This is a genomic window from Staphylococcus arlettae (assembly GCF_002902345.1).
Classification (GTDB): Bacteria; Bacillota; Bacilli; order Staphylococcales; family Staphylococcaceae; genus Staphylococcus; species Staphylococcus arlettae.
On sequence record NZ_PPQB01000019.1, the window covers coordinates 154,433 to 173,766 of the forward strand.

A 19,334-nucleotide genomic window follows, 5' to 3' on the forward strand; every position below is an offset into this window, starting at 1 on the left:
TAGATGCGCACGGCCTAGTTATATATTAGGTTTCGTGGTTCTACTCTTAGCATACTAGTTATTAAATTTTGTTATTTCAAACAACCACGTTACGAGTAAAGTCATAGTGGAAATCTTAAATTAAATGTTTTTTATTGATGTCGCTTAATGCTGATATAATTTTATGACTATCTTTATTCAAGTGTTGAAGGTATACAGTGTTATGCTTTTTGTTAAACTGTTCAATAAGTGTATCTATGGCATTGACAGCAGAGTCATCCCATAAATGTGCATTCTTAAAATCTAAATAAATTGTTTTATTTGTTACATCAAAATCGAGTTGATTCATTAAAGCATCAATAGAGACAAAAAAGATTTGACCACTAATTGAATAGTAAATCGTATCAGCTGAGTCACTGCGTTTAACTGTAATATTAGAAATTTTTGTGGCAAAGCACAATGCGCTGACAATAACACCAGCTACGACGCCTAAAGCTAGGTTATCTGTAGCTAAGACAATAGCGACAGTTAACAACATCACTACTGCATCTGTACGTGGTGCGTTTTTTATAAAATTGAAAGATTTCCAATTGAAGGTACCTACTGACACCATAACCATTATGCCCGCAAGAATCGGCATAGGAATTTGAATGACCCACTCACCAAAGACTAGTATTAAAATCATTAAAAATACACCAGCTGTAAAAGTAGATAAACGTGTCGTAGCACCAGAACGTACATTAATAACAGATTGACCAATCATAGCACAACCGCCCATGGCACCAAAAAAGCCGGTAATTAAATTAGCAACACCTTGGCCACTAGATTCTCGGTTTTTATTACTAAAACTATCAGTAGCATTGTCTACGATACGTGCAGTTAATAAACTTTCAACTAAGCCCACTATAGCCATGGACAATGAATAAGGAAAAATGATTTTCAACGTTTCAAACGTAAATGGTACATCTGGTATTAAAAAATGTGGTAATGTACGTTTGATATCACCTAAATCACCAACAGTCTTAACATCTGCACCAGTTAACATTGCTGTTATGGTTAATAAAATAATTGCGATTAATGGTGCAGGAATACGTGTGAATACTTGAGGTAACAAATATATAATAAGTAAGGTAATAATGGTAAAGACATAAGTAGCAATAGAAATGCCAAAAATATGTTTGAGTTGTGTAAGGAAAATTAATATTGCTAAAGCATTAACAAAGCCAATCATGACAGAGTTTGGAATAAATTTCATTAAACGTCCGATTTTTAAAATTCCAAATAAAATCTGTAAAATTCCCATTAAAATAGTAGCGGCAAATAAGTAGTTTACACCATAATCTCTTACTAACGGAACAACTACTAAAGCAACAGCACCTGTAGCTGCTGAAATCATTGCTGGTCGTCCACCAACAATAGAAATGACTACTGCAATAATGAATGAGGAATATAAGCCCACCATCGGATCAACGCCGGCGATTATAGAAAAGGATAACGCTTCAGGTATAAGGGCTAAAGCGACAACGATACCAGCTAAAACATTAGTAACGGGGTCAGTTAGCCATTCTCTTTTTAATTTAGATAACATGCTTTTTACTCCTTGATTTGATTTCAATTTAACTATTATATCATAGAGAAAATAGCAACATTAGTGCAGATGTGACAATTTTGTCATTTGAGATAGGTAATTTGTTAGGTGAATGCAGCGAGAAAAAAATTTAATTTCTATACAATAGATTTATCGATAATAACAAAAAAGGAGTGTTTAAGTTGGTATTATTAAATGTCAAAGGACTTACTAAAAATTACGGTAATCGATTTCACCAACAACAAGTGCTAAAAGGATTAGATTTTGCCATTGAAAAAGGTGAATTTGTGTCGATTATGGGCCCATCTGGTTCAGGTAAAACAACATTGTTAAATGTCTTAAGCTCTATAGACTATATTACAAGTGGGACTGTCGAAATAAATGGACATGAGCTTAGCAAAATGAAAAATAAAGAATTAGCAGCATTTCGTAAAAGTGAAGTGGGCTTTATTTTCCAAGATTATAGTGTGTTAAATACGTTAACGGTTAAAGAAAACATAATGTTACCACTGTCTATAAAAAAATTGTCTAAAGAAGAGATGACTCAGAGTTTTAATGAAATTACTGAAGCATTGGGTATTTATGACATTCGCGATAAATATCCGAGTGAAATTTCTGGAGGCCAACAACAGCGTACAGCAGCAGCGCGTGCATTTGTTCATAAACCTGCTATCATTTTCGCAGATGAACCTACTGGAGCACTGGATTCTAAAAGTGCACAAGATTTGTTGTTTAGATTAGAAGAAATGAATAAACAATTTAATGCGACCATTGTAATGGTGACACATGATCCAGTTGCAGCAAGTTATTCGAATCGTGTCATTATGCTAAAAGACGGAAATATTCATTCCGAGTTATACCAAGGGGACGATAATAACAAAGAATTTTATCGAAATATTATTTATATGCAAGCAACCTTAGGTGGTGTCGTGAATGACATTTAATCAAATCATTTTAAAGAACTTTAAGAACAATATACGTTACTACGGTATGTATATATTTTCTTTAATAACAAGTATCGTCTTGTTTTTTAGTTTTGTGACATTAAAGTATACAGAGAGTATTAATAATGAAGATTCTAGTACGATAATTAAAAAAGGTGCAGAAATTGGGGCTAATTTTTTATTCGTCATAATTATTATATTTTTAATGTATGCAAATTACTTATTTATTAAACGTCGCACAAAAGAGTTTGCTATGTACCAATTAATCGGACTAACAAAATATCATTTGTTACGTATTTTATTTTTAGAACAAAGTGTCATGTTTATCTCGACAGGACTTGTTGGAATCTTTATAGGTGTTTTTGGTTCTAAAATTTTATTGATGATCGTTTTAAAAATGTTAGGGATAAGTATAGGCGTATCGATAGGATTTCAATACATGGCAGTTATCCAAACTGCGATTATGCTGTTCATTGCATTTGTTTTAATTTTAGTTCAAAGTTATATATTTATTAAAAAACGTAGTATTTTATCGCTGATGGATGATAAAGCGAAAGCTGATACGACACACAAAAAAATTACTGTCTTAGAAGTAATAGCTGGTGCGTTCGGTATTATTATGATAGCTACAGGTTATTATTTGTCGACAGAAATGTTCTCTAAATTTATTACTCAAGTAGGTATACTTATACCAGGTATTTTAATTTTGACTATAGGCGGGGCGTATTTATTTTTCAGAAGTTCCGTATCGGTTATTTTTAAATCACTGAAACGCTTTAAGCGTGGGCATGTATCTATCACAGATGTGGTGTTTACAGCTTCGATAATGCATCGTATGAAAAAGAATGCTTTATCTCTAACAATTATAGCTACTATTTCAGCTGTCACAGTGACTGTATTATGTTTTAGCGCGATAAATAAAGCGCAAGGTGACGATATGGTTGATATGCAATCACCGCAAGATATTGTTTATAATGACCAACAATCTGCTAAGAAATTAGAAAAACAATTGAATCAACATAATATCGATTATAATATTGCGTATAAAGAAGTTGCTTATGTGCCGATAAAAAAACAAGACGTGTTCAACATTGGTTCGCAAAATGTTAAAACTTCTAATGTTGTCATAACAAGTGACAAGTATTTTAAAGGTATTGAGGCACATGGTCATAAAGGGCAAGTCATCATGCCTAAATCGGCACAAGGTAATTATGACTTTAAACTGGGGCAGGACATTGTTTTCAAAGGTGACAGAGATGTTGCGATTAAATTTAATACAGAAAAAACTATAAACGCTTTTCAATCAACGGTCTCGTTTAATCAACCAGTCTTTTTGCTTAGCGATAACTTGTATCAATCATTAAAATCTTCTGCCGAGGAGACGAATAAACAATATGGTTTTACGATAAAAAATCATGACGATATGACTCAAGCGACAGACTTATCGCAAAGTATTGAACCTAAAATTGAGACACGTGATGCGATTCAAGATCGCGTACATCAATCTATCGGTATATTATTGTTTGTGACATCATTTTTAGGACTGGCTTTTTTAGTAGCATCTGGCTGTATAATTTATATCAAACAGATGGATGAAACCGAGGATGAAATCGAAAATTATCGTATTTTATGTAAAATGGGCTATACGCATCGAGATATGTTACGAGGGTTAAGTCTAAAAGTAATGGTTAATTTTGGTTTACCACTTATCGTTTCATTAGGTCATGCATTCTTTGCAGCTACAGCATTTAATCAAATTATGGGAACACAACAAATGCTGCCAATATACATTGTGATGATAGCTTATTCCATTGTATATTGTATATTTGGCATAATGTCATTTATACATTCTAGTAGAACAGTGAAGCACGCTATTTGAATTTAGCACTTGTAAGTAAAATAAGAAGTGGCATCTTATAGACTGTCGACAAAGTTTCCGACTTTGTTGGCAGTTTTTTATGCGCGCTTTCCGCGGGCACTGCCTCAGCCTGTAGTCTTCGGCTAGCGCTATTCCCGCAGAAGTCGGCTAAAACCACTGCCAATATTATAGATAAGTGCTAAGGATTATTAATATCTAAGGCTTATTTACTGATTATAAAACAAGAGGTTACAGACAAAGTTCCCGACTTTGTTGGCAGGTTTTTTTGTGCATGCTTTTCACGGACACTGCTTTAGACTATAGCCTTCGGTTAGTCTACTTCTTATAAGAGTAAGACCTAAGCACTATCGATATTATAATATATAAAAATAAGCCTTGGGCGAACAATCACCTAAGGCTTGTGTATTTATAGTTATTTAGTATTTGCAAATGATTGAAGTAATTGAACATGGCTACCATTACTTCAAGTACTGGATAGAGATTACATATAAACTAGTTAAAAGAAATCTGCAGGTTTGAAGTCTTCGAAATTGAGGTTTTTGAGTGAATCAAAATTAATGTTCTCGACATTCTGTAACACTTCGCCGTTTTTAACTTGGTTATAGTAATTTGAAGCTTCCGCGGGCACATTATAATCTTGGAAAGTTTTTACTACACCCAATATGAGTAAGACAGCAATGGCACCTTTAATTAATGTTTTCATAATTAGCGACTCCTTTTAGTAGTTTATAATGCTATTGTACATTTGATTTATGTTAATTACATGCGTCCTTAGTATAAAAGTGAAATCATACCTTAGCATGATACTGTAACATATGTCATTACAAACCAAAAGCAATTGGTAACCAGAAATAAACAAAGAACGAAATGATAATAATCGTAAATATATTTAAAATGAAACCGGCTTTAATCATATCTTTCATGTCTAATTCATCGGAACTAAAGACTGCTGCATTCGGTGGTGTTGATATAGGTAACATGAATGCACAAGTAGAAGATAAAGCGACAACTCCCATAATGAAAAATGGATCCTGATTAATGGCTGCTGCTAATCCTATACTAATAGGCATAAGCATATTAGATACAGCTGTATTAGACATGACTTCTGTTAAGAATAAAATACCTGTAGTTAACACAATAACGATAAGGATAAGCGGTAATGGTTCTACAATACCTAACATACCTCCAAACCATTTGGTAAGTCCTGAATCTTCAAATGCAGCAGCTAACGATAAGCCACCGCCAAATAATAGTAAAATACCCCATGATAATTTAGACATATCTTTCCATACGAGTAATCCACCTTTATCAGCACGTGCAGGAATTAAAAACAGTAAAACTGCCCCAATCATTGCAATTACTGTATCAGATAAATGTAGTGATGCAGGTAAGGCACTGCTTGAAATCCACAGTACACTTACGATTAAAAAGACTAAACCTGTTAATTTTTCTTCGTAAGACATTGGACCTAAGTTATGTAGCTCTTTTTTAGCAAAATCAGAAGAAACTTGATCAGCATCATCGATTTTGAACAGCCATTTAGTCAGTAATAAGTAAAGGACAATTAATAAAATTATAGTAATAGGTAATGCAAAGAGCATCCACTGTGCGAATGATACTGAACGATCTAAGCTTGAAGCGGCAACGGCAGCAAATACTGCATTCGGCACTGAACCGATTAAAGTAGCAAGCCCACCTATTGAAGCAGAGTAAGCCACAGTTAATAGTAAAGCTTTAGAAAATTTATGTGCCGATTCTGGTGAGAGAAATTTTGCTGTTTTAATTTCTTCTATTAACGCTAAAGCAATGGGTAACATCATAAGTGCAGTAGCAGCATTTGAAATCCACATTGAAATAAATGCTGTCGCAATCATCGTGCCTAGAATTACATGGTTACTGCTGGATCCCATCATAGAAATAATTGTCATAGCAATACGCCGGTGTAAGTTCCACTTCTCTATAGCTAAAGCAATTATGAATCCACCCATATACATAAATACAATCGGATCTGCATAAGCATTGGCAGCAATTTGTTCATCGGTACCACCTGTTAACGGTAATAGAATTAATGGCATTAATGAGGTTGCTGGAATGGGAATTGCTTCTGTAATCCACCACGTAGCTACGAAAACTGTTACAGCTAGGACAGCGCGTGGCGCATGATCCAAACCTGTAATACTCGGAATAAATAAAATGATTAAAAATAGTAATGGGCCGAGAAATAACCCAATTCTTTGTTTCATAACAATTCACCCCTTTGAATGTTAAAAAGATATTGTTAAGAATATCAATTTAAATTTAGTTACACAATAATGTAACGGTAATATTAAGCAAAAATTCTGAAAATTATTGATAAAACATTATATCTTAGTAATAATAAGCAGTAATAAATTATAGATTGAGTATGGAAAAAAAGGGGGAGAATATCATGTATGTGGGGACAGTGATTGCCAAAGATGACACATGGTTACTATGGGCGATAATTATTTTATGGGCAACCGTAAGTTTAGTATTAGAACAACATTATCGATGGGCAAGTACTATTTCAGGTGCAATTATTGCGCTAGTAGGGGCTATGGCTTTATCCAATTTTAAAATTATACCAACAGCATCACCGGTTTATGATACTGTGTGGGATTATATAGTACCACTATCTATTCCATTATTGTTATTTAATTCTAATATTATAAAAATATGGAAAGAAAGCAGACGTTTATTAGTAATATTTTTAATTGCTTCAGTAGGTACTATGATAGGAACGGTAGTTGGATTTATTGTGTTACAACAATGGATTCCATATTTAGCGAAAATAGGTGCAATGATGACTGGTAGCTATATTGGTGGCAGGGTTAATTTTGCAGCACTTAGTGCTAAACTTAATACACCTGAAGAGATGATTTCTGCTACAGTAGTAGCTGATAATAGTGTAATGGCATTGTACTTTTTATTGTTAATTGCGATACCAGCATTACCTATCATTAAACGTCATTATCATACAGATTATGCAACTACTGACAATGAACAGGAACAACAAAATTATTGGCAACCTAAAAAAATTCAACTTTTAGATATTGCTTTATCAATTACTTGCGCGATTTTATTAGTTGCAGGTAGTTTTAAATTATCTGAAGTACTACAAGCATGGTTACCTAACAATAATTTAATATGGAATATTGTAGTATCGTTTTTTGGTGATCCTTATTTATTGTTAACAACGTTTACGCTGTTAGTCGTCGTAATTTGGGGAGACTTTTTTGAGCGTTTGGCCGGTGCTTCAGAAATTGGAACATTTTTTATTTATATATTCTTTGTTGTTATAGGTATTCCAGCTTCATTTGTTACAATTATAAGCACAGCACCATTACTATTTATCTTTGTCATTATTATATTGATATTTAATCTTGGCTTGAGCTTAGTTATAGGTAAATGGTGCAATTTTAAAATAGAAGAAATTTTATTAGCTAGTAATGCTACTGCAGGTGGACCAACAACAGCAGCAGCGTTAGCAATAGGCAAACGATGGACTAATTTAGTTGGCCCTATCCTAATAATTGGAACACTAGGGTACGTAATAGGTAACTATGCGGGCACACTAATTTATCGATTATTATTATTTTTAAGCTAACAACAGCTTGCAAATTAAGGGAGTGCAATTTTGATGAATGAAAAAGAAAAAATGCTAGCCGGGGAATGGTATGATGCTAATTTTAATGAAGAATTAGCACAAGAAAGACTGGATGCGAAAGATTTATGTCATATGTTGAACCAAGTTAAGCCTAGTGCATTAGAACAACGGCAAGCTATCTTAACGCAACTATTAAACTATGAACCACAGCAAGTAGAACTGCTAAGTCCTTTCATGGTCGATTATGGTTATAATATCAAATTAGGGCAAAATGTTTTTGTGAATCACGATTGTTACTTTATGGATTGTGCAACTATTAATATTGGAGATAACACGTTTATCGGACCTAAATGTGGTCTTTATACGGCGAATCATCCATTAGAAGCGACACGACGTAATGCAGGTCTAGAACAGGCTTTACCAATTACAATAGGTCCGAATGTATGGTTAGGTGCGAATGTAGTCGTGCTGCCAGGTGTTACTATTGGAGAAGGCAGTGTTATTAGTGCAGGCAGTGTCGTGACCAAAGATATACCAGCTCAGTCACTAGCTATGGGTACACCAGCAAAGGTAGTAAAAGCTATTACTACATAAGGCTAGATTTATTTCATATTAAATTAAAATAGAGCAATATTACAATACCAACACTAACTAAGTATGGCCAACTGCTATGCCAAAGTTAATGTTGGTATTTTGTTGGCTGTGACGTAACACTGTATATTTTTAAAGTTGTGTCATATTTTGATATAAATTTAATAAATATTATAAAATGTTCTGCGGAGCTTATTACTAAATAAATAAAATTGTTCGGAATATATTAAATAAATATGTTAAAATGATTATTCGTGACAATGTAAAAATAATTAGTTATTTAAGAAAAAGAGAGGAAAGAAGTACATGGATATTCTGATAGGGACTATATTTTTAGTAATAGTATTAGCATTATTCACGCTATTTACATATAAAGCGCCCAGTGGTATGAAAGCAATGAGTGCTTTGGCAAATGCTGCTATCGCTACATTTTTAGTGGAGGCTTTCCATAAATATGTAGGTGGAGATTTATTAGGTATTAAATTTTTGGGGGAATTAGGTGACGCTGCTGGTGGCTTAGGTGGAGTAGCTGCAGCTGGCTTAGTGGCTTTAGCTATCGGTGTGTCACCGGTATATGCTTTAGCTATTGCTGTATCATGTGGTGGTTTGGATCTTATTCCTGGTTTCGTTGCAGGGTATGTTGTAGGTTATATAATGAAATATGCTGAAAAAAAAGTGCCAGATGGTGTCGATTTAATTGTAGGTATTTTATTAATCGCACCGTTAGCACGATTATTGGCAACAGGTGTTACACCATTAGTAAATAACTCACTTATGAAGATTGGTGACATTATTCAAAATTCTATGGATGTAAATCCGATTGTGATGGGTCTAATATTAGGCGGCATCATTACAGTTGTAGGTACAGCACCATTGAGTTCTATGGCTCTTACTGCCCTCTTAGGAATGACAGGCTTACCTATGGCTATTGCTGCCATGGTGTCATTTGGTTCATCATTTATCAATGGTACAATGTTCCATAGATTAAACTTAGGTGACCGTAAGTCTAAGATTGCAGTATGTATTGAGCCGTTATCACAAGCAGATGTCGTTTCTGCTAATCCAGTGCCGATTTATACTGCTAATTTTATTGGAGGTGCGCTTGGCGGCGCAGTTATTGCATCGTCTGGTATGATTAATGATGCGACTGGTACTGCGACACCATTAGCTGGTTTTTTAGTGATGTTTGGGTTTAATAGTCCTACTACAATACTTATTTATGGAGCTATTTTAGGTGTGATTGGTCTCATTGTGGGCTATGGCGCATCTCTGGTATTTAAAAATTATCCAATTATTACTAAACATGAATTAGAAAATAGATAGTTCAAAAATAATAAAGCGTTTGGGACAACGAAATGTGCCAAACGCTTTATTAATGAGATTAGTAGTTAAAATTTTGCTTGCTATTGTGACATTTCACTATCACGAATATCTGTAATAAACATATGACCCGGTGAATGTGTAATCATAAGTGGTGGTTTAACGTTAAGTGCTACAGATTGTGGTGTGACGCCACAGCCCCAAAATACAGGTATTTCATTCGTATTTATCGTGACAGCTTCACCAAAATCAGGTTTATTAATATTTTTAATGCCAATTGTTTCAGGATCTCCGAAGTGAAGCGGTGTACCGTGTACATCTTTAAAACGAGTAGTAATTTCTGTTGCTTTAAGGGCCTGTGCCACTGTCATTGGACGCATACTTACAGTTGTTGGACCGCTAAATATCCCACTCGCTTCGGTTGGAATATTTGTGATATACATTGGTACATTATGTTGTTCTTCAATGTGTCGGATTGGAATTTGAGCTTCAAGTAAAGCGTGTTCGAACGTAAAACTACAACCAATTAAAAAACTCACTAAGTCATCATTATATAAGTGTGTGATGTCTGTAGGTGTTTCAACGAGCTCACCATCTTTATAAACACGATATTCAGCTACATCAGTACGAATATCAGCAGAGTTAGCAAAGTATGGAAATGAAGTAGAACCAACTTCTGAGACATCAAGCAACGGGCAAGACTTAGGATTTCTAAAACAAAACTTTAAAAAATCATAAGCATAAGCTGAAGGTAAAATGACCACGTTGGCTTGTACATAACCTTTAGCTAAACCACTAGTATGTCCATCGAGCATACCATGTCGAATGTAATGACGTAATTGTTCTGGTGATGCGTTTTGTATATTCATAATGAATCCCCCTTGTAATTATAATCTTATTCTAGCAGAAATATTTAATTATTAGTTTTGAACAAATACTAAAGTTACTTGAAAATAACTCAAATAATAAAATCAGTCTAAAGTTCTTTTGCCTTGTGCAACATAAAAAATGTATAATTATGTGTAAGAAATTGGTTTGAGGGAGGGACAATCATGAAACGAACAACAGAAAAAATATTAACTTGGGTAGGAATCTTATTGCAATTTGTAGTTATTGCGGCGTCTGCGCTAGCATTACCATTTCTCAATGATGCAAGTATTAAACAGAAAGTGCTACCACTAATAGCAACTGCGAATAACAATCAAAACATTGCACAATTTACTGGTCAATTATCACCTAGTACGTTATTTGATTATATGAAGCAAGGCGCATTAATTATATTAGCTATTTGTGTAGTATGTTGTATTATAGCGATGATAAGTGTCACAATGATGGGCAAACTAGCGAAATTTACAGGCATTCTGTTGATTTTAATTGCACTTATTAACGTCTTAACAGTTAATGTTGTTTCATCATTATTATGGTTTATTGCAGGCATCATGTTACTGTCACGTCGAAGTACTACGAAGCAACGAAAAAAACGCAAGCAACAAAAACGCAAAGCTTAAATATACATAAAGAGAGCGCCGACATATCCTTACTACTAAGGAATGTCGGCGCTTTATTATGTTAATCAACTTTACCGTGTTTGTAACTTTCATATACTTTTTCGTATTTAATGTGACCAATTCCACCTATAATATATTTACCCCATTTAAATTGATTGATTAAATAGGCTAAACAAATAGATACTGTTACCGTAATAATAAAGGTGAAAACGATATTACGAATGGCACTATCTTCTCTTAATAACCCTAATTGATTAACAAAGAAGTAATGTAGTAAGTAAATACAGAATGAATAATTACTTATAAAAATAATGAATTTTGGAACGTATTTAAAATACGCTGAGAATAAAAAGAATAACAAAATAATCATCGTTACATAAATTGGGATATCAAAACGTTTTGACTCTACCCATGTGCTAACACCTGAGACATAATTGAAAATTAAAAATGCTGTACTTAGCAAAGTACCTAACAAAATGAGCCAAGTATATTTTTTAATATTAGCCATCAGTTTTTCATAATATATACCAGTATAAAAACCTAAAATAAAGTAACTCAACCAACCTAAGAATAACATCCAACCTTCACGATCCCAGAACCAAGCTAATATTGGCGATTCTGGTTGTGGAATAAACTGTCTAATGCCCCAATAAACTGTAGCAAATAGTACTGAAAAAAGAACCATTAAGATAGGATTACGATTGACTAGATACTTTGAAAATAGAAAATGCAAAATATAGAATTGCAGAATGATAACAATGAAATAAGTAACTGCTGCTCCGTGAAACATTGTTGATTCTAGAAAACCTAAAAATTCAGTAAAAGTTTTTGGCTTAAAATAAAAATAAGAGATTCCTATATTTATACAAACATAAGGAATGCCAAGAAATAATAACTTATCTTTGAAAAAGCCCTTTTTAATTGAAGTATGATAATTTTTTGCTAGTAAAAATTCAGAAATAAACACAAATAAGGGTGTGCTAAACATTAATAATAATTGTATGACTCGGATTAAGGTACCTTTTCCTATATTATCGCTTTGAATAAACGTGGTTGTTATAGCATGTATTAAAACAATGCTCAAACAAGCTAGGGCACGCATCCAAAAAATAACCGAGGTATAAGTTTTCATGTGAACAACAAAACCTTTCACTTCGTATTTTATGTATTTTAAATTAATGACGTGATTTCAATTAATCGAATAAACAGCTTAACACATTAAATTTAATCACAATATAAATATAATGTAAAAAATTATTAATTTTCGATTACGCTGAAGCAAATAGCATATTAATTTATCAAACAGAATAAACTTGCAACCCTCGATTGAATTAAATTGTAAGCTTAATATTAATTTTAAAATAAATTGTTGGAAGCGATTGCAATTCTACTCTTGAATCGCTAGAATATAACTAATAAATGGATTTTTCCATTTTAGTTTTCTATTTACAAACGATATGGAGGTAGAAAAATGGTAGTTAATTATCACAATGAACCAGGTATTGATTTTACAAATCAACAAAATGTTGAGTCTTTCAAGGAAACATTAAAGAAAGTGAAAGGTGAATTAAACCAAAAAATTCCATTAGTAATTAATGGGGAAAAGATTTACACAGATGATACGTATCAATCAGTTAATCCAGCAAAAACAACTGAAATTATTGCAGAAGTGTCAAAAGCAACACAAAAAGAAGTAGATAAAGCTTTTGATACTGCAAATGAAGCGTATGAATCTTGGAGAAAATGGTCTCACAGAGATCGTGCTGAGTTTTTACTACGTGTTTCTGCAATTATTCGTAGACGTAAAGAAGAAATTTCAGCAGTTATGGTTTATGAAGCTGGCAAACCTTGGGACGAAGCAGTTGGTGATGCAGCAGAAGGTATCGACTTCATTGAATATTATGCAAGATCAATGATGGAACTCGCTGATGGTAAACCCGTATTAGATAGGGAAGGCGAGCACAATAAATATTTCTATAAACCAATTGGTACAGGTGTGACAATTCCACCATGGAACTTCCCGTTTGCTATAATGGCAGGTACGACATTAGCACCAGTAGTTGCTGGTAACACTGTGTTACTTAAACCTGCTGAAGATACGCCATTAACAGCTTATAAATTAATTGAAATTTTAGAAGAAGCTGGTTTACCAAAAGGTGTAGTTAACTTTGTACCTGGTGATCCGAAAGAAATTGGTGATTACCTTGTAGATAGTAAACATACACACTTCGTGACGTTTACTGGTTCAAGAGCGACTGGTACTCGTATTTTTGAACGTGCTGCAAAAGTACAAGAAGGACAAAATTTCTTAAAACGCGTTATCGCTGAAATGGGCGGTAAAGATGCGATTATTGTAGATAATGAGATTGATACAGATTTAGCTGCCGAAGCAATTGTTTCTTCAGCTTTTGGCTTTTCAGGTCAAAAATGTTCTGCATGTTCAAGAGCTATAGTCCATAAGGATGTATATGATGAAGTGTTGGAAAAAGCAGTTAAACTCACTAAAGATTTAACTGTGGGTAATACAGAAAACAATACGTATATGGGTCCTGTAATTAACCAAAAACAATTTGATAAAATTAAAAACTATATAGAAATTGGAAGTAAAGAAGGCAATTTAGAACAAGGTGGCGGTACTGATGACAGTACAGGTTACTTTGTAGAACCAACAATTATCTCAGGACTAAAATCACAAGACCAAATAATGCAAGAAGAGATTTTTGGCCCAGTTGTTGGATTCGTTAAAGGTTCAAACTTCGATGAGCTATTAACAATTGCTAATGATACAGACTACGGTTTAACAGGTGCGGTTATTACAAATAATCGTGAAAATTGGCAAAAAGCAGTACGTGACTATGATGTAGGTAACTTATATCTAAATCGTGGTTGTACAGCTGCAGTAGTAGGATATCATCCATTTGGTGGATTTAAAATGTCTGGTACAGATGCCAAAACTGGTAGTCCAGATTACATGTTAAATTTCTTAGAACAAAAAGTTGTTTCAGAAATGTTTTAATTTAATGTTTTAATTTAAAAAAGTCCCGTTGCACTTTGCATGTAACGGGGCTTTTTATGTTAGAAATGCCAACTTAATCATCCTGAACTTTGATATTAATAAGTGTATGATAAATTTTGTCTAATTCATGTGGTGACAAATCCATATTGTAATCATTTTTCCAAGACATAATACCATGCAATGTAGAACCGTAAATGTAAAAAATGAGTTCGCTCGGTATTTTATCATCAACAGTTATACGGTGTTCATTTTTTTTAATATCATTCTGCAAAACCGTAATGAAATGATTTACTAAAGTTTCTTCAAGCTCTCGATCATTTTCTTGTTTACGTGAAATGCGCTCTAAAAATTTTACGTTGGTGAATGATTCAAACATAGTCGAAAAAGGTTTATTAATACGATCGCTAATGTCAGCTGAGAAAAAGCCATTCGTTAAGTCAGTGACTAAATAAATTAATAAATCGTATTTATCATAGAAGTGTTTATAAAATGTGGTACGATGGACTAACGCGTCTTCGCATATTTGATTAACAGTAATTCCAGAAAATTCCTTTTTATCTAAAAGTGTAAAAAGGCTTTGTGATAATGCGCGTTTCGTTTTTATAACACGTAAATCAGAATGATTCATTCTACAATCCTCCTGTTTTTGTAGTTTAAATATACATATAATAATTATTATTTCTTTAAAATTGGGGGGGATTACTAGTAGTATAGTACTGTAAATAATCTACACTATATATTTAGACTATAACGTTGATTAAATAAGGAGGCAATAGCTTGGCAAAATTTTTATATAAAATAGGTTCATTTATGGCCAAAAATAAATGGTGGGCGCTTATAGGATGGTTGGTTGTGTTAGTAGCAATTATCATACCTTTAACATTTAATGCACCTAAATTTGATAATGATATTACAATGAATGGACTTCAATCATTAGATACTAACGATAAGATTGAAGAAGAATTCGATCAAGATAGTGAAAAAGCACAAATTCGTGCGGTCATTAAATCAGATACAGATGATGGTATTGTTAAACAAGATGTCATGAAAGATGTCCAAAGTACGTTAGATGATATTAAAGACGGTGACAAGGACATTAAAAATGTAGCTGATCCATATGAAAGTAAACAAATAAGTAAAGATAAAACGACATTATTTGCTGATATCAATTATGATATTAGTGCGACTTCTATTACAGATGACAATAAAGATAACGTACAAGATAAAGTAAACGACTTAGAAGATAAACATAATGTTCAAGTAGAATTAATGGGTTCAGGTATGGAATCTACTGAAATAGGTGGTAGTTCCGAACTTATAGGTATTATTGTGGCATTTGTAGTATTACTTATTACATTTGGTTCATTTATAGCTGCTGGTATGCCTATTATTAGTGCACTTATCGGTTTAGGTTCTGGCGTTGGTATTATCTCGTTATTAACTTATGCCTTTGACATACCTAACGTGACTTTAACTTTAGCAGTTATGATAGGTTTAGCAGTTGGTATAGATTATGCGTTATTTATACTCTTTAGATACCGACAAATTATGAAAACAGAAACCGATCATATTAAAGCTATAGGTTTAGCTGTAGGTACAGCAGGAAGTGCAGTTGTCTTTGCCGGTATTACAGTAATTATTGCTGTGTGTGGTTTAGCACTTGTAGGCATCGATTTCTTAGCAGTTATGGGTTATGCTTCAGCAATTAGTGTATTGGTAGCTGTTATCAGTGCATTAACATTATTACCAGCTATAATTAGTATTTTCCATAAACAAATTCAGCCTAAACAAGCTAAATCTGAATTTGCCAACGATGTTGAGACACCATGGTCAAAATTTGTTGTTGGTAAGCCGTTAGCAGCAGTTTTAATAGGTCTTATTATTTTAGTATTAGCATCAGTACCAGTTAAAGATATGCGTCTAGGTATACCTGATGATGGTATGAAACCAGCAGATACTACGCAGAAAAAAGCCTATGATATTATTTCAGATAAATTTGGCGAAGGATTTAATGGTCAAATTGCAATGCTCGTCAATGTCAAAGATAAAAAAGATAATCCACAAGAATTACAAAAAGATTTACAAGACATGTCCAAAGATATTAATGATATGGATAATGTTGATATGACAACACCACCACAACTAAGTGATAGTAAAGATTATGCACTAGTTGCAGTAATTCCAGAAAAAGGGCCAAATGCTCAATCTACAAATGATTTAGTACATGATTTAAGAGATTATAAAGATGATGCACAAGATAAATATGACTTTAAAACTGAAGTATCAGGTCAAAGTGTAATCAATATTGACATGTCTCAAAAACTAAATGAAGCTATTCCATTATTTGCTGGAGTAATTGTAGCACTTGCCTTCATTCTATTAATGGTTGTGTTCCGTTCGATTATTATTCCATTAAAAGCAGTATTAGGATTTGTGTTATCCTTAACAGCAACACTTGGTTTTACGACATTAATTATGCAAGAAGGCTTCTTGTCTAATATATTTGGTATAGATACTACAGGACCATTACTAGCATTCTTACCAGTTATAGCGATAGGATTACTATTTGGACTTGCAATGGACTATGAAGTATTCTTAATGTCTCGTATTCATGAAGAATATAGTAAAACACGCAATAATGAACATTCTATTAAGGTCGGTATTAAAGAAAGTGGACCTGTTGTAGTAGCCGCTGCGCTAATCATGTTCAGTGTATTCATTGCTTTCGTTTTCCAAGATGATGTCATGATTAAATCTATGGGAATTGCACTAGGATTTGGTGTATTATTTGATGCATTTGTTGTCCGTTTATTATTGGTTCCAGCATTGACGCAATTATTTGGTAAAGCTTCTTGGTATATGCCAAGTTGGTTGAACCGTATATTACCTAATGTTGATATTGAAGGACATGCATTACAAGAGCATAAACAATCAGCATCAAAGTCAAATAGTACTGAAACTTATAATAGAAGTTTCCATATAGCTGGACATCAACAATCCGTTTCGGCTAATGCTAACAATACACTGCACGTTGATAATGCAACAAAAGAAATTTATAATAATATAGCTCAACAAACACAGAACTCACATTTCTTATATGAAGCGCTAAAACAATATCAATCACAACAAACAACTACTGCAAATGTTAAGCAACCAGATCCAAACAACACTTCTGATGAAGCGTTGTTGCAATTATTACAACAACAAAGTGATAATATTAAACAACTTAATGAAATCATCGAGCAAGTGATTGAACAACAAAATAGAAAATAATAAAATAGCAGCAATTGTGGTTACTTTCTTTCAGTTACGTCACGGTTAATTGTAATCACATACTGCTTTAATGAAATAAGGCGTGAATTTAAGGCTGGAACAATTATGTTCCAGCCTTAAATCGTTTATTAAAGACTAATAGTTAAAGGTCAGCGTGTGAGCTAATCGTTATTAGGAAATATAATACTAGAGGATATAAAGTAAATCTCTGCAATCTATCATGCTATAATTTATAGTTAATAGTGTATAAAGTAATTAAATTCATTGAGAGGGGTAACATAATATGGTAAATCAATTAGTACAAAAATTGAGAGAAAAAGAAGACAAGATGATTGAAATTCGTCGATATTTACACCAACATCCAGAATTATCTTTTAAAGAAGAAGCTACACCAAAGTATATTGAAGAATTTTATGAAGGTAAAGATTGTACGGTAGAAACCAATGTAGGACCCAAAGGCTTAAAAGTGACAATTGATAGTGGTAAGCCAGGTAAAACATTAGCTATAAGAGCTGATTTTGATGCTTTGCCAATTCAAGAGGACACAGGGCTATCATTTAGTTCGAAAAATGAAGGCGTTATGCATGCTTGTGGTCATGATGCACATACTGCATACATGCTTATTTTAGCTGATACGTTAATTGAATTAAAAGATCAATTTACAGGTAAAGTAATTGACATTCATCAACCTGCTGAAGAAGTACCTCCAGGTGGAGCGCAAGCGATGATTAAAGATGGTGTATTAGATGGCGTTGATCATGTACTCGGAGTTCATGTGATGAGCCATATGCCAGCTGGAAAAGTACTATATGGTAGTGGCAATGTACAAACAGGGAGAGATATCTTCAAATTAAAAATTACGGGTAGCGGTGGCCATGGATCGTCACCTCATACAGCAAATGATAGTATCGTGGCAGGGGCATATTTTGTCAATTCGGTACAAACTGTTGTTTCACGTAGATTAAATCCTTTTGAAACAGGCGTTGTTACGATTGGTTCCTTTGACGGTAAAGGTCAATTTAATGTCATTAAAGAAAGTGTAGAATTAGAAGGTGATGTGCGTGCGTTAACAGATGATACGAAACATACGATTCAAAAAGAAGTTAAGCGTTTAGTTCATGGTCTTGAAGAAACATTTGGTGTAACTTGTGAACTAGAATATACAGACGATTATCCAGCACTATATAATGATCCAGATTTTACAGACTATGTAGTGACAACGTTACAAAACGCGGAATTACCCGATATAGAAGCCGTTGAAGCATGCGAACCACAACCGCCTTCTGAAGATTTTGCATATTATGCTAAAGAGCTTCCTAGTACGTTTATTTATGCAGGTGCGGCACCAGATGATGGTAAAATTTATCCGCATCATCATCCGAAATTTAACATTAATGAAAAGTCATTATTAGTTGCAGCTGAAGCAGTGGGCACAGTAGTATTAGATTATTTAAAATAAATATAACTAAAAGAGACTAGGACGAATATTGATTCGTCCTAGTCTCTTTTTACATTGGCAGTAGCTGACTGCATTGAAAATGCGCTTCAAATCAAGCTTTTTTTCAACGCTAGTCATCCTTGCCGGGGTGGGACGACGAAATCATTTTTCAA

15 protein-coding genes are annotated in these 19,334 nt (G+C 33.6%); 9 read left to right on the plus strand and 6 right to left on the minus strand.

Features of this window, described 5'->3' with window-relative positions; all coding sequences use genetic code 11:
* Positions 1-115: 115 nt before the first annotated feature.
* On the minus strand, positions 116-1,567 hold the full coding sequence (locus tag CD036_RS09810) for a SulP family inorganic anion transporter (RefSeq protein WP_103388533.1): 1,452 nt from the start codon (positions 1,565-1,567) through the stop codon (positions 116-118).
* Between the two features lie 182 nt (positions 1,568-1,749).
* Between CD036_RS09810 and CD036_RS09815 the strand changes: the two genes are divergently transcribed.
* Entirely contained in the window at positions 1,750-2,511 is a 762-nt protein-coding gene (locus CD036_RS09815; protein WP_103388534.1) for an ABC transporter ATP-binding protein, read from the plus strand.
* Positions 2,501-4,390 (plus strand): FtsX-like permease family protein, encoded by a 1,890-nt coding sequence (locus CD036_RS09820; protein WP_002508802.1) that lies wholly within the window; start codon positions 2,501-2,503, stop codon positions 4,388-4,390. The genes CD036_RS09815 and CD036_RS09820 overlap by 11 nt, the downstream gene beginning before the upstream one ends.
* A 496-nt stretch (positions 4,391-4,886) precedes the next feature.
* Here CD036_RS09820 and cwrA read toward each other — a convergent pair whose 3' ends face one another.
* Both cwrA and CD036_RS09830 read right to left on the minus strand, forming a co-directional pair.
* Positions 4,887-5,093: a cell wall inhibition responsive protein CwrA gene (cwrA, locus tag CD036_RS09825; protein ID WP_002508801.1), complete on the minus strand. Its 207-nt coding sequence runs from the start codon at positions 5,091-5,093 to the stop codon at positions 4,887-4,889.
* A 118-nt stretch (positions 5,094-5,211) separates the two neighbouring features.
* The gene (locus tag CD036_RS09830; protein WP_103388535.1) at positions 5,212-6,633 is read right to left on the minus strand and encodes an SLC13 family permease; all 1,422 of its coding nucleotides are present in this window, start codon (positions 6,631-6,633) and stop codon (positions 5,212-5,214) included.
* 185 nt (positions 6,634-6,818) lie between these two features.
* Here CD036_RS09830 and CD036_RS09835 point away from each other — a divergent pair, with 185 nt between their 5' ends.
* The 3 genes from CD036_RS09835 to CD036_RS09845 all read left to right on the plus strand — a co-directional run bounded on the left by CD036_RS09835 (position 6,819) and on the right by CD036_RS09845 (position 9,929).
* On the plus strand, positions 6,819-8,015 hold the full coding sequence (locus tag CD036_RS09835) for a DUF819 family protein (RefSeq protein ID WP_103388536.1): 1,197 nt from the start codon (positions 6,819-6,821) through the stop codon (positions 8,013-8,015).
* A 33-nt stretch (positions 8,016-8,048) separates the two neighbouring features.
* On the plus strand, positions 8,049-8,609 hold the full coding sequence (locus CD036_RS09840) for a sugar O-acetyltransferase (RefSeq protein WP_002508798.1): 561 nt from the start codon (positions 8,049-8,051) through the stop codon (positions 8,607-8,609).
* Between the two features lie 303 nt (positions 8,610-8,912).
* The gene (locus CD036_RS09845) at positions 8,913-9,929 is read left to right on the plus strand and encodes a PTS sugar transporter subunit IIC (protein ID WP_021459599.1); all 1,017 of its coding nucleotides are present in this window, start codon (positions 8,913-8,915) and stop codon (positions 9,927-9,929) included.
* Positions 9,930-10,009: 80 nt separating this feature from the next.
* On the opposite strand, the gene CD036_RS09850 is transcribed toward CD036_RS09845, so the two are convergent.
* Positions 10,010-10,795 carry a putative hydro-lyase gene (locus CD036_RS09850; RefSeq protein ID WP_103388537.1) on the minus strand — a complete coding sequence of 262 codons (786 nt, stop codon included), beginning with the start codon at positions 10,793-10,795 and terminating at the stop codon, positions 10,010-10,012.
* Between the two features lie 183 nt (positions 10,796-10,978).
* On the opposite strand from CD036_RS09850, the gene CD036_RS09855 reads away from it, so the two are divergent.
* Positions 10,979-11,434 carry a DUF4064 domain-containing protein gene (locus CD036_RS09855; RefSeq protein ID WP_103388538.1) on the plus strand — a complete coding sequence of 152 codons (456 nt, stop codon included), beginning with the start codon at positions 10,979-10,981 and terminating at the stop codon, positions 11,432-11,434.
* A 61-nt stretch (positions 11,435-11,495) separates the two neighbouring features.
* Here CD036_RS09855 and CD036_RS09860 read toward each other — a convergent pair whose 3' ends face one another.
* Complete coding sequence (locus tag CD036_RS09860; protein WP_103388539.1) at positions 11,496-12,566, minus strand: acyltransferase family protein; 1,071 nt, start codon at positions 12,564-12,566, stop codon at positions 11,496-11,498.
* A 339-nt stretch (positions 12,567-12,905) separates the two neighbouring features.
* On the opposite strand from CD036_RS09860, the gene pruA reads away from it, so the two are divergent.
* Entirely contained in the window at positions 12,906-14,450 is a 1,545-nt protein-coding gene (pruA, locus tag CD036_RS09865) for an L-glutamate gamma-semialdehyde dehydrogenase (RefSeq protein ID WP_002508792.1), read from the plus strand.
* A 73-nt stretch (positions 14,451-14,523) separates the two neighbouring features.
* Here the strand turns inward: pruA and CD036_RS09870 are convergent, their stop codons facing one another.
* The gene (locus CD036_RS09870; protein WP_103388540.1) at positions 14,524-15,078 is read right to left on the minus strand and encodes a TetR/AcrR family transcriptional regulator; all 555 of its coding nucleotides are present in this window, start codon (positions 15,076-15,078) and stop codon (positions 14,524-14,526) included.
* Positions 15,079-15,227: 149 nt separating this feature from the next.
* Here CD036_RS09870 and CD036_RS09875 point away from each other — a divergent pair, with 149 nt between their 5' ends.
* Both CD036_RS09875 and CD036_RS09880 read left to right on the plus strand, forming a co-directional pair.
* Positions 15,228-17,723 carry an MMPL family transporter gene (locus CD036_RS09875; protein WP_103388541.1) on the plus strand — a complete coding sequence of 832 codons (2,496 nt, stop codon included), beginning with the start codon at positions 15,228-15,230 and terminating at the stop codon, positions 17,721-17,723.
* 283 nt (positions 17,724-18,006) lie between these two features.
* A complete protein-coding gene (locus CD036_RS09880) occupies positions 18,007-19,182 on the plus strand; it encodes a M20 family metallopeptidase (RefSeq protein WP_103388542.1) in 1,176 nt (391 codons plus the stop codon).
* Positions 19,183-19,334 lie beyond the last annotated feature (152 nt).

What these genes read in the sequence shown, in the direction of transcription:
- CD036_RS09810 (WP_103388533.1), bottom strand. Translation starts at nt 1,567, where the DNA reads ATGTTATCTAAATTAAAAAGAGAATGGCTAACTGACCCCGTTACTAAT.
- CD036_RS09820 (WP_002508802.1), top strand. Translation starts at nt 2,501, where the DNA reads ATGACATTTAATCAAATCATTTTAAAGAACTTTAAGAACAATATACGT.
- cwrA (WP_002508801.1), bottom strand. Translation starts at nt 5,093, where the DNA reads ATGAAAACATTAATTAAAGGTGCCATTGCTGTCTTACTCATATTGGGT.
- CD036_RS09830 (WP_103388535.1), bottom strand. Translation starts at nt 6,633, where the DNA reads ATGAAACAAAGAATTGGGTTATTTCTCGGCCCATTACTATTTTTAATC.
- CD036_RS09835 (WP_103388536.1), top strand. Translation starts at nt 6,819, where the DNA reads ATGTATGTGGGGACAGTGATTGCCAAAGATGACACATGGTTACTATGG.
- CD036_RS09840 (WP_002508798.1), top strand. Translation starts at nt 8,049, where the DNA reads ATGAATGAAAAAGAAAAAATGCTAGCCGGGGAATGGTATGATGCTAAT.
- CD036_RS09845 (WP_021459599.1), top strand. Translation starts at nt 8,913, where the DNA reads ATGGATATTCTGATAGGGACTATATTTTTAGTAATAGTATTAGCATTA.
- CD036_RS09850 (WP_103388537.1), bottom strand. Translation starts at nt 10,795, where the DNA reads ATGAATATACAAAACGCATCACCAGAACAATTACGTCATTACATTCGA.
- CD036_RS09855 (WP_103388538.1), top strand. Translation starts at nt 10,979, where the DNA reads ATGAAACGAACAACAGAAAAAATATTAACTTGGGTAGGAATCTTATTG.
- CD036_RS09860 (WP_103388539.1), bottom strand. Translation starts at nt 12,566, where the DNA reads ATGAAAACTTATACCTCGGTTATTTTTTGGATGCGTGCCCTAGCTTGT.
- pruA (WP_002508792.1), top strand. Translation starts at nt 12,906, where the DNA reads ATGGTAGTTAATTATCACAATGAACCAGGTATTGATTTTACAAATCAA.
- CD036_RS09870 (WP_103388540.1), bottom strand. Translation starts at nt 15,078, where the DNA reads ATGAATCATTCTGATTTACGTGTTATAAAAACGAAACGCGCATTATCA.
- CD036_RS09880 (WP_103388542.1), top strand. Translation starts at nt 18,007, where the DNA reads ATGGTAAATCAATTAGTACAAAAATTGAGAGAAAAAGAAGACAAGATG.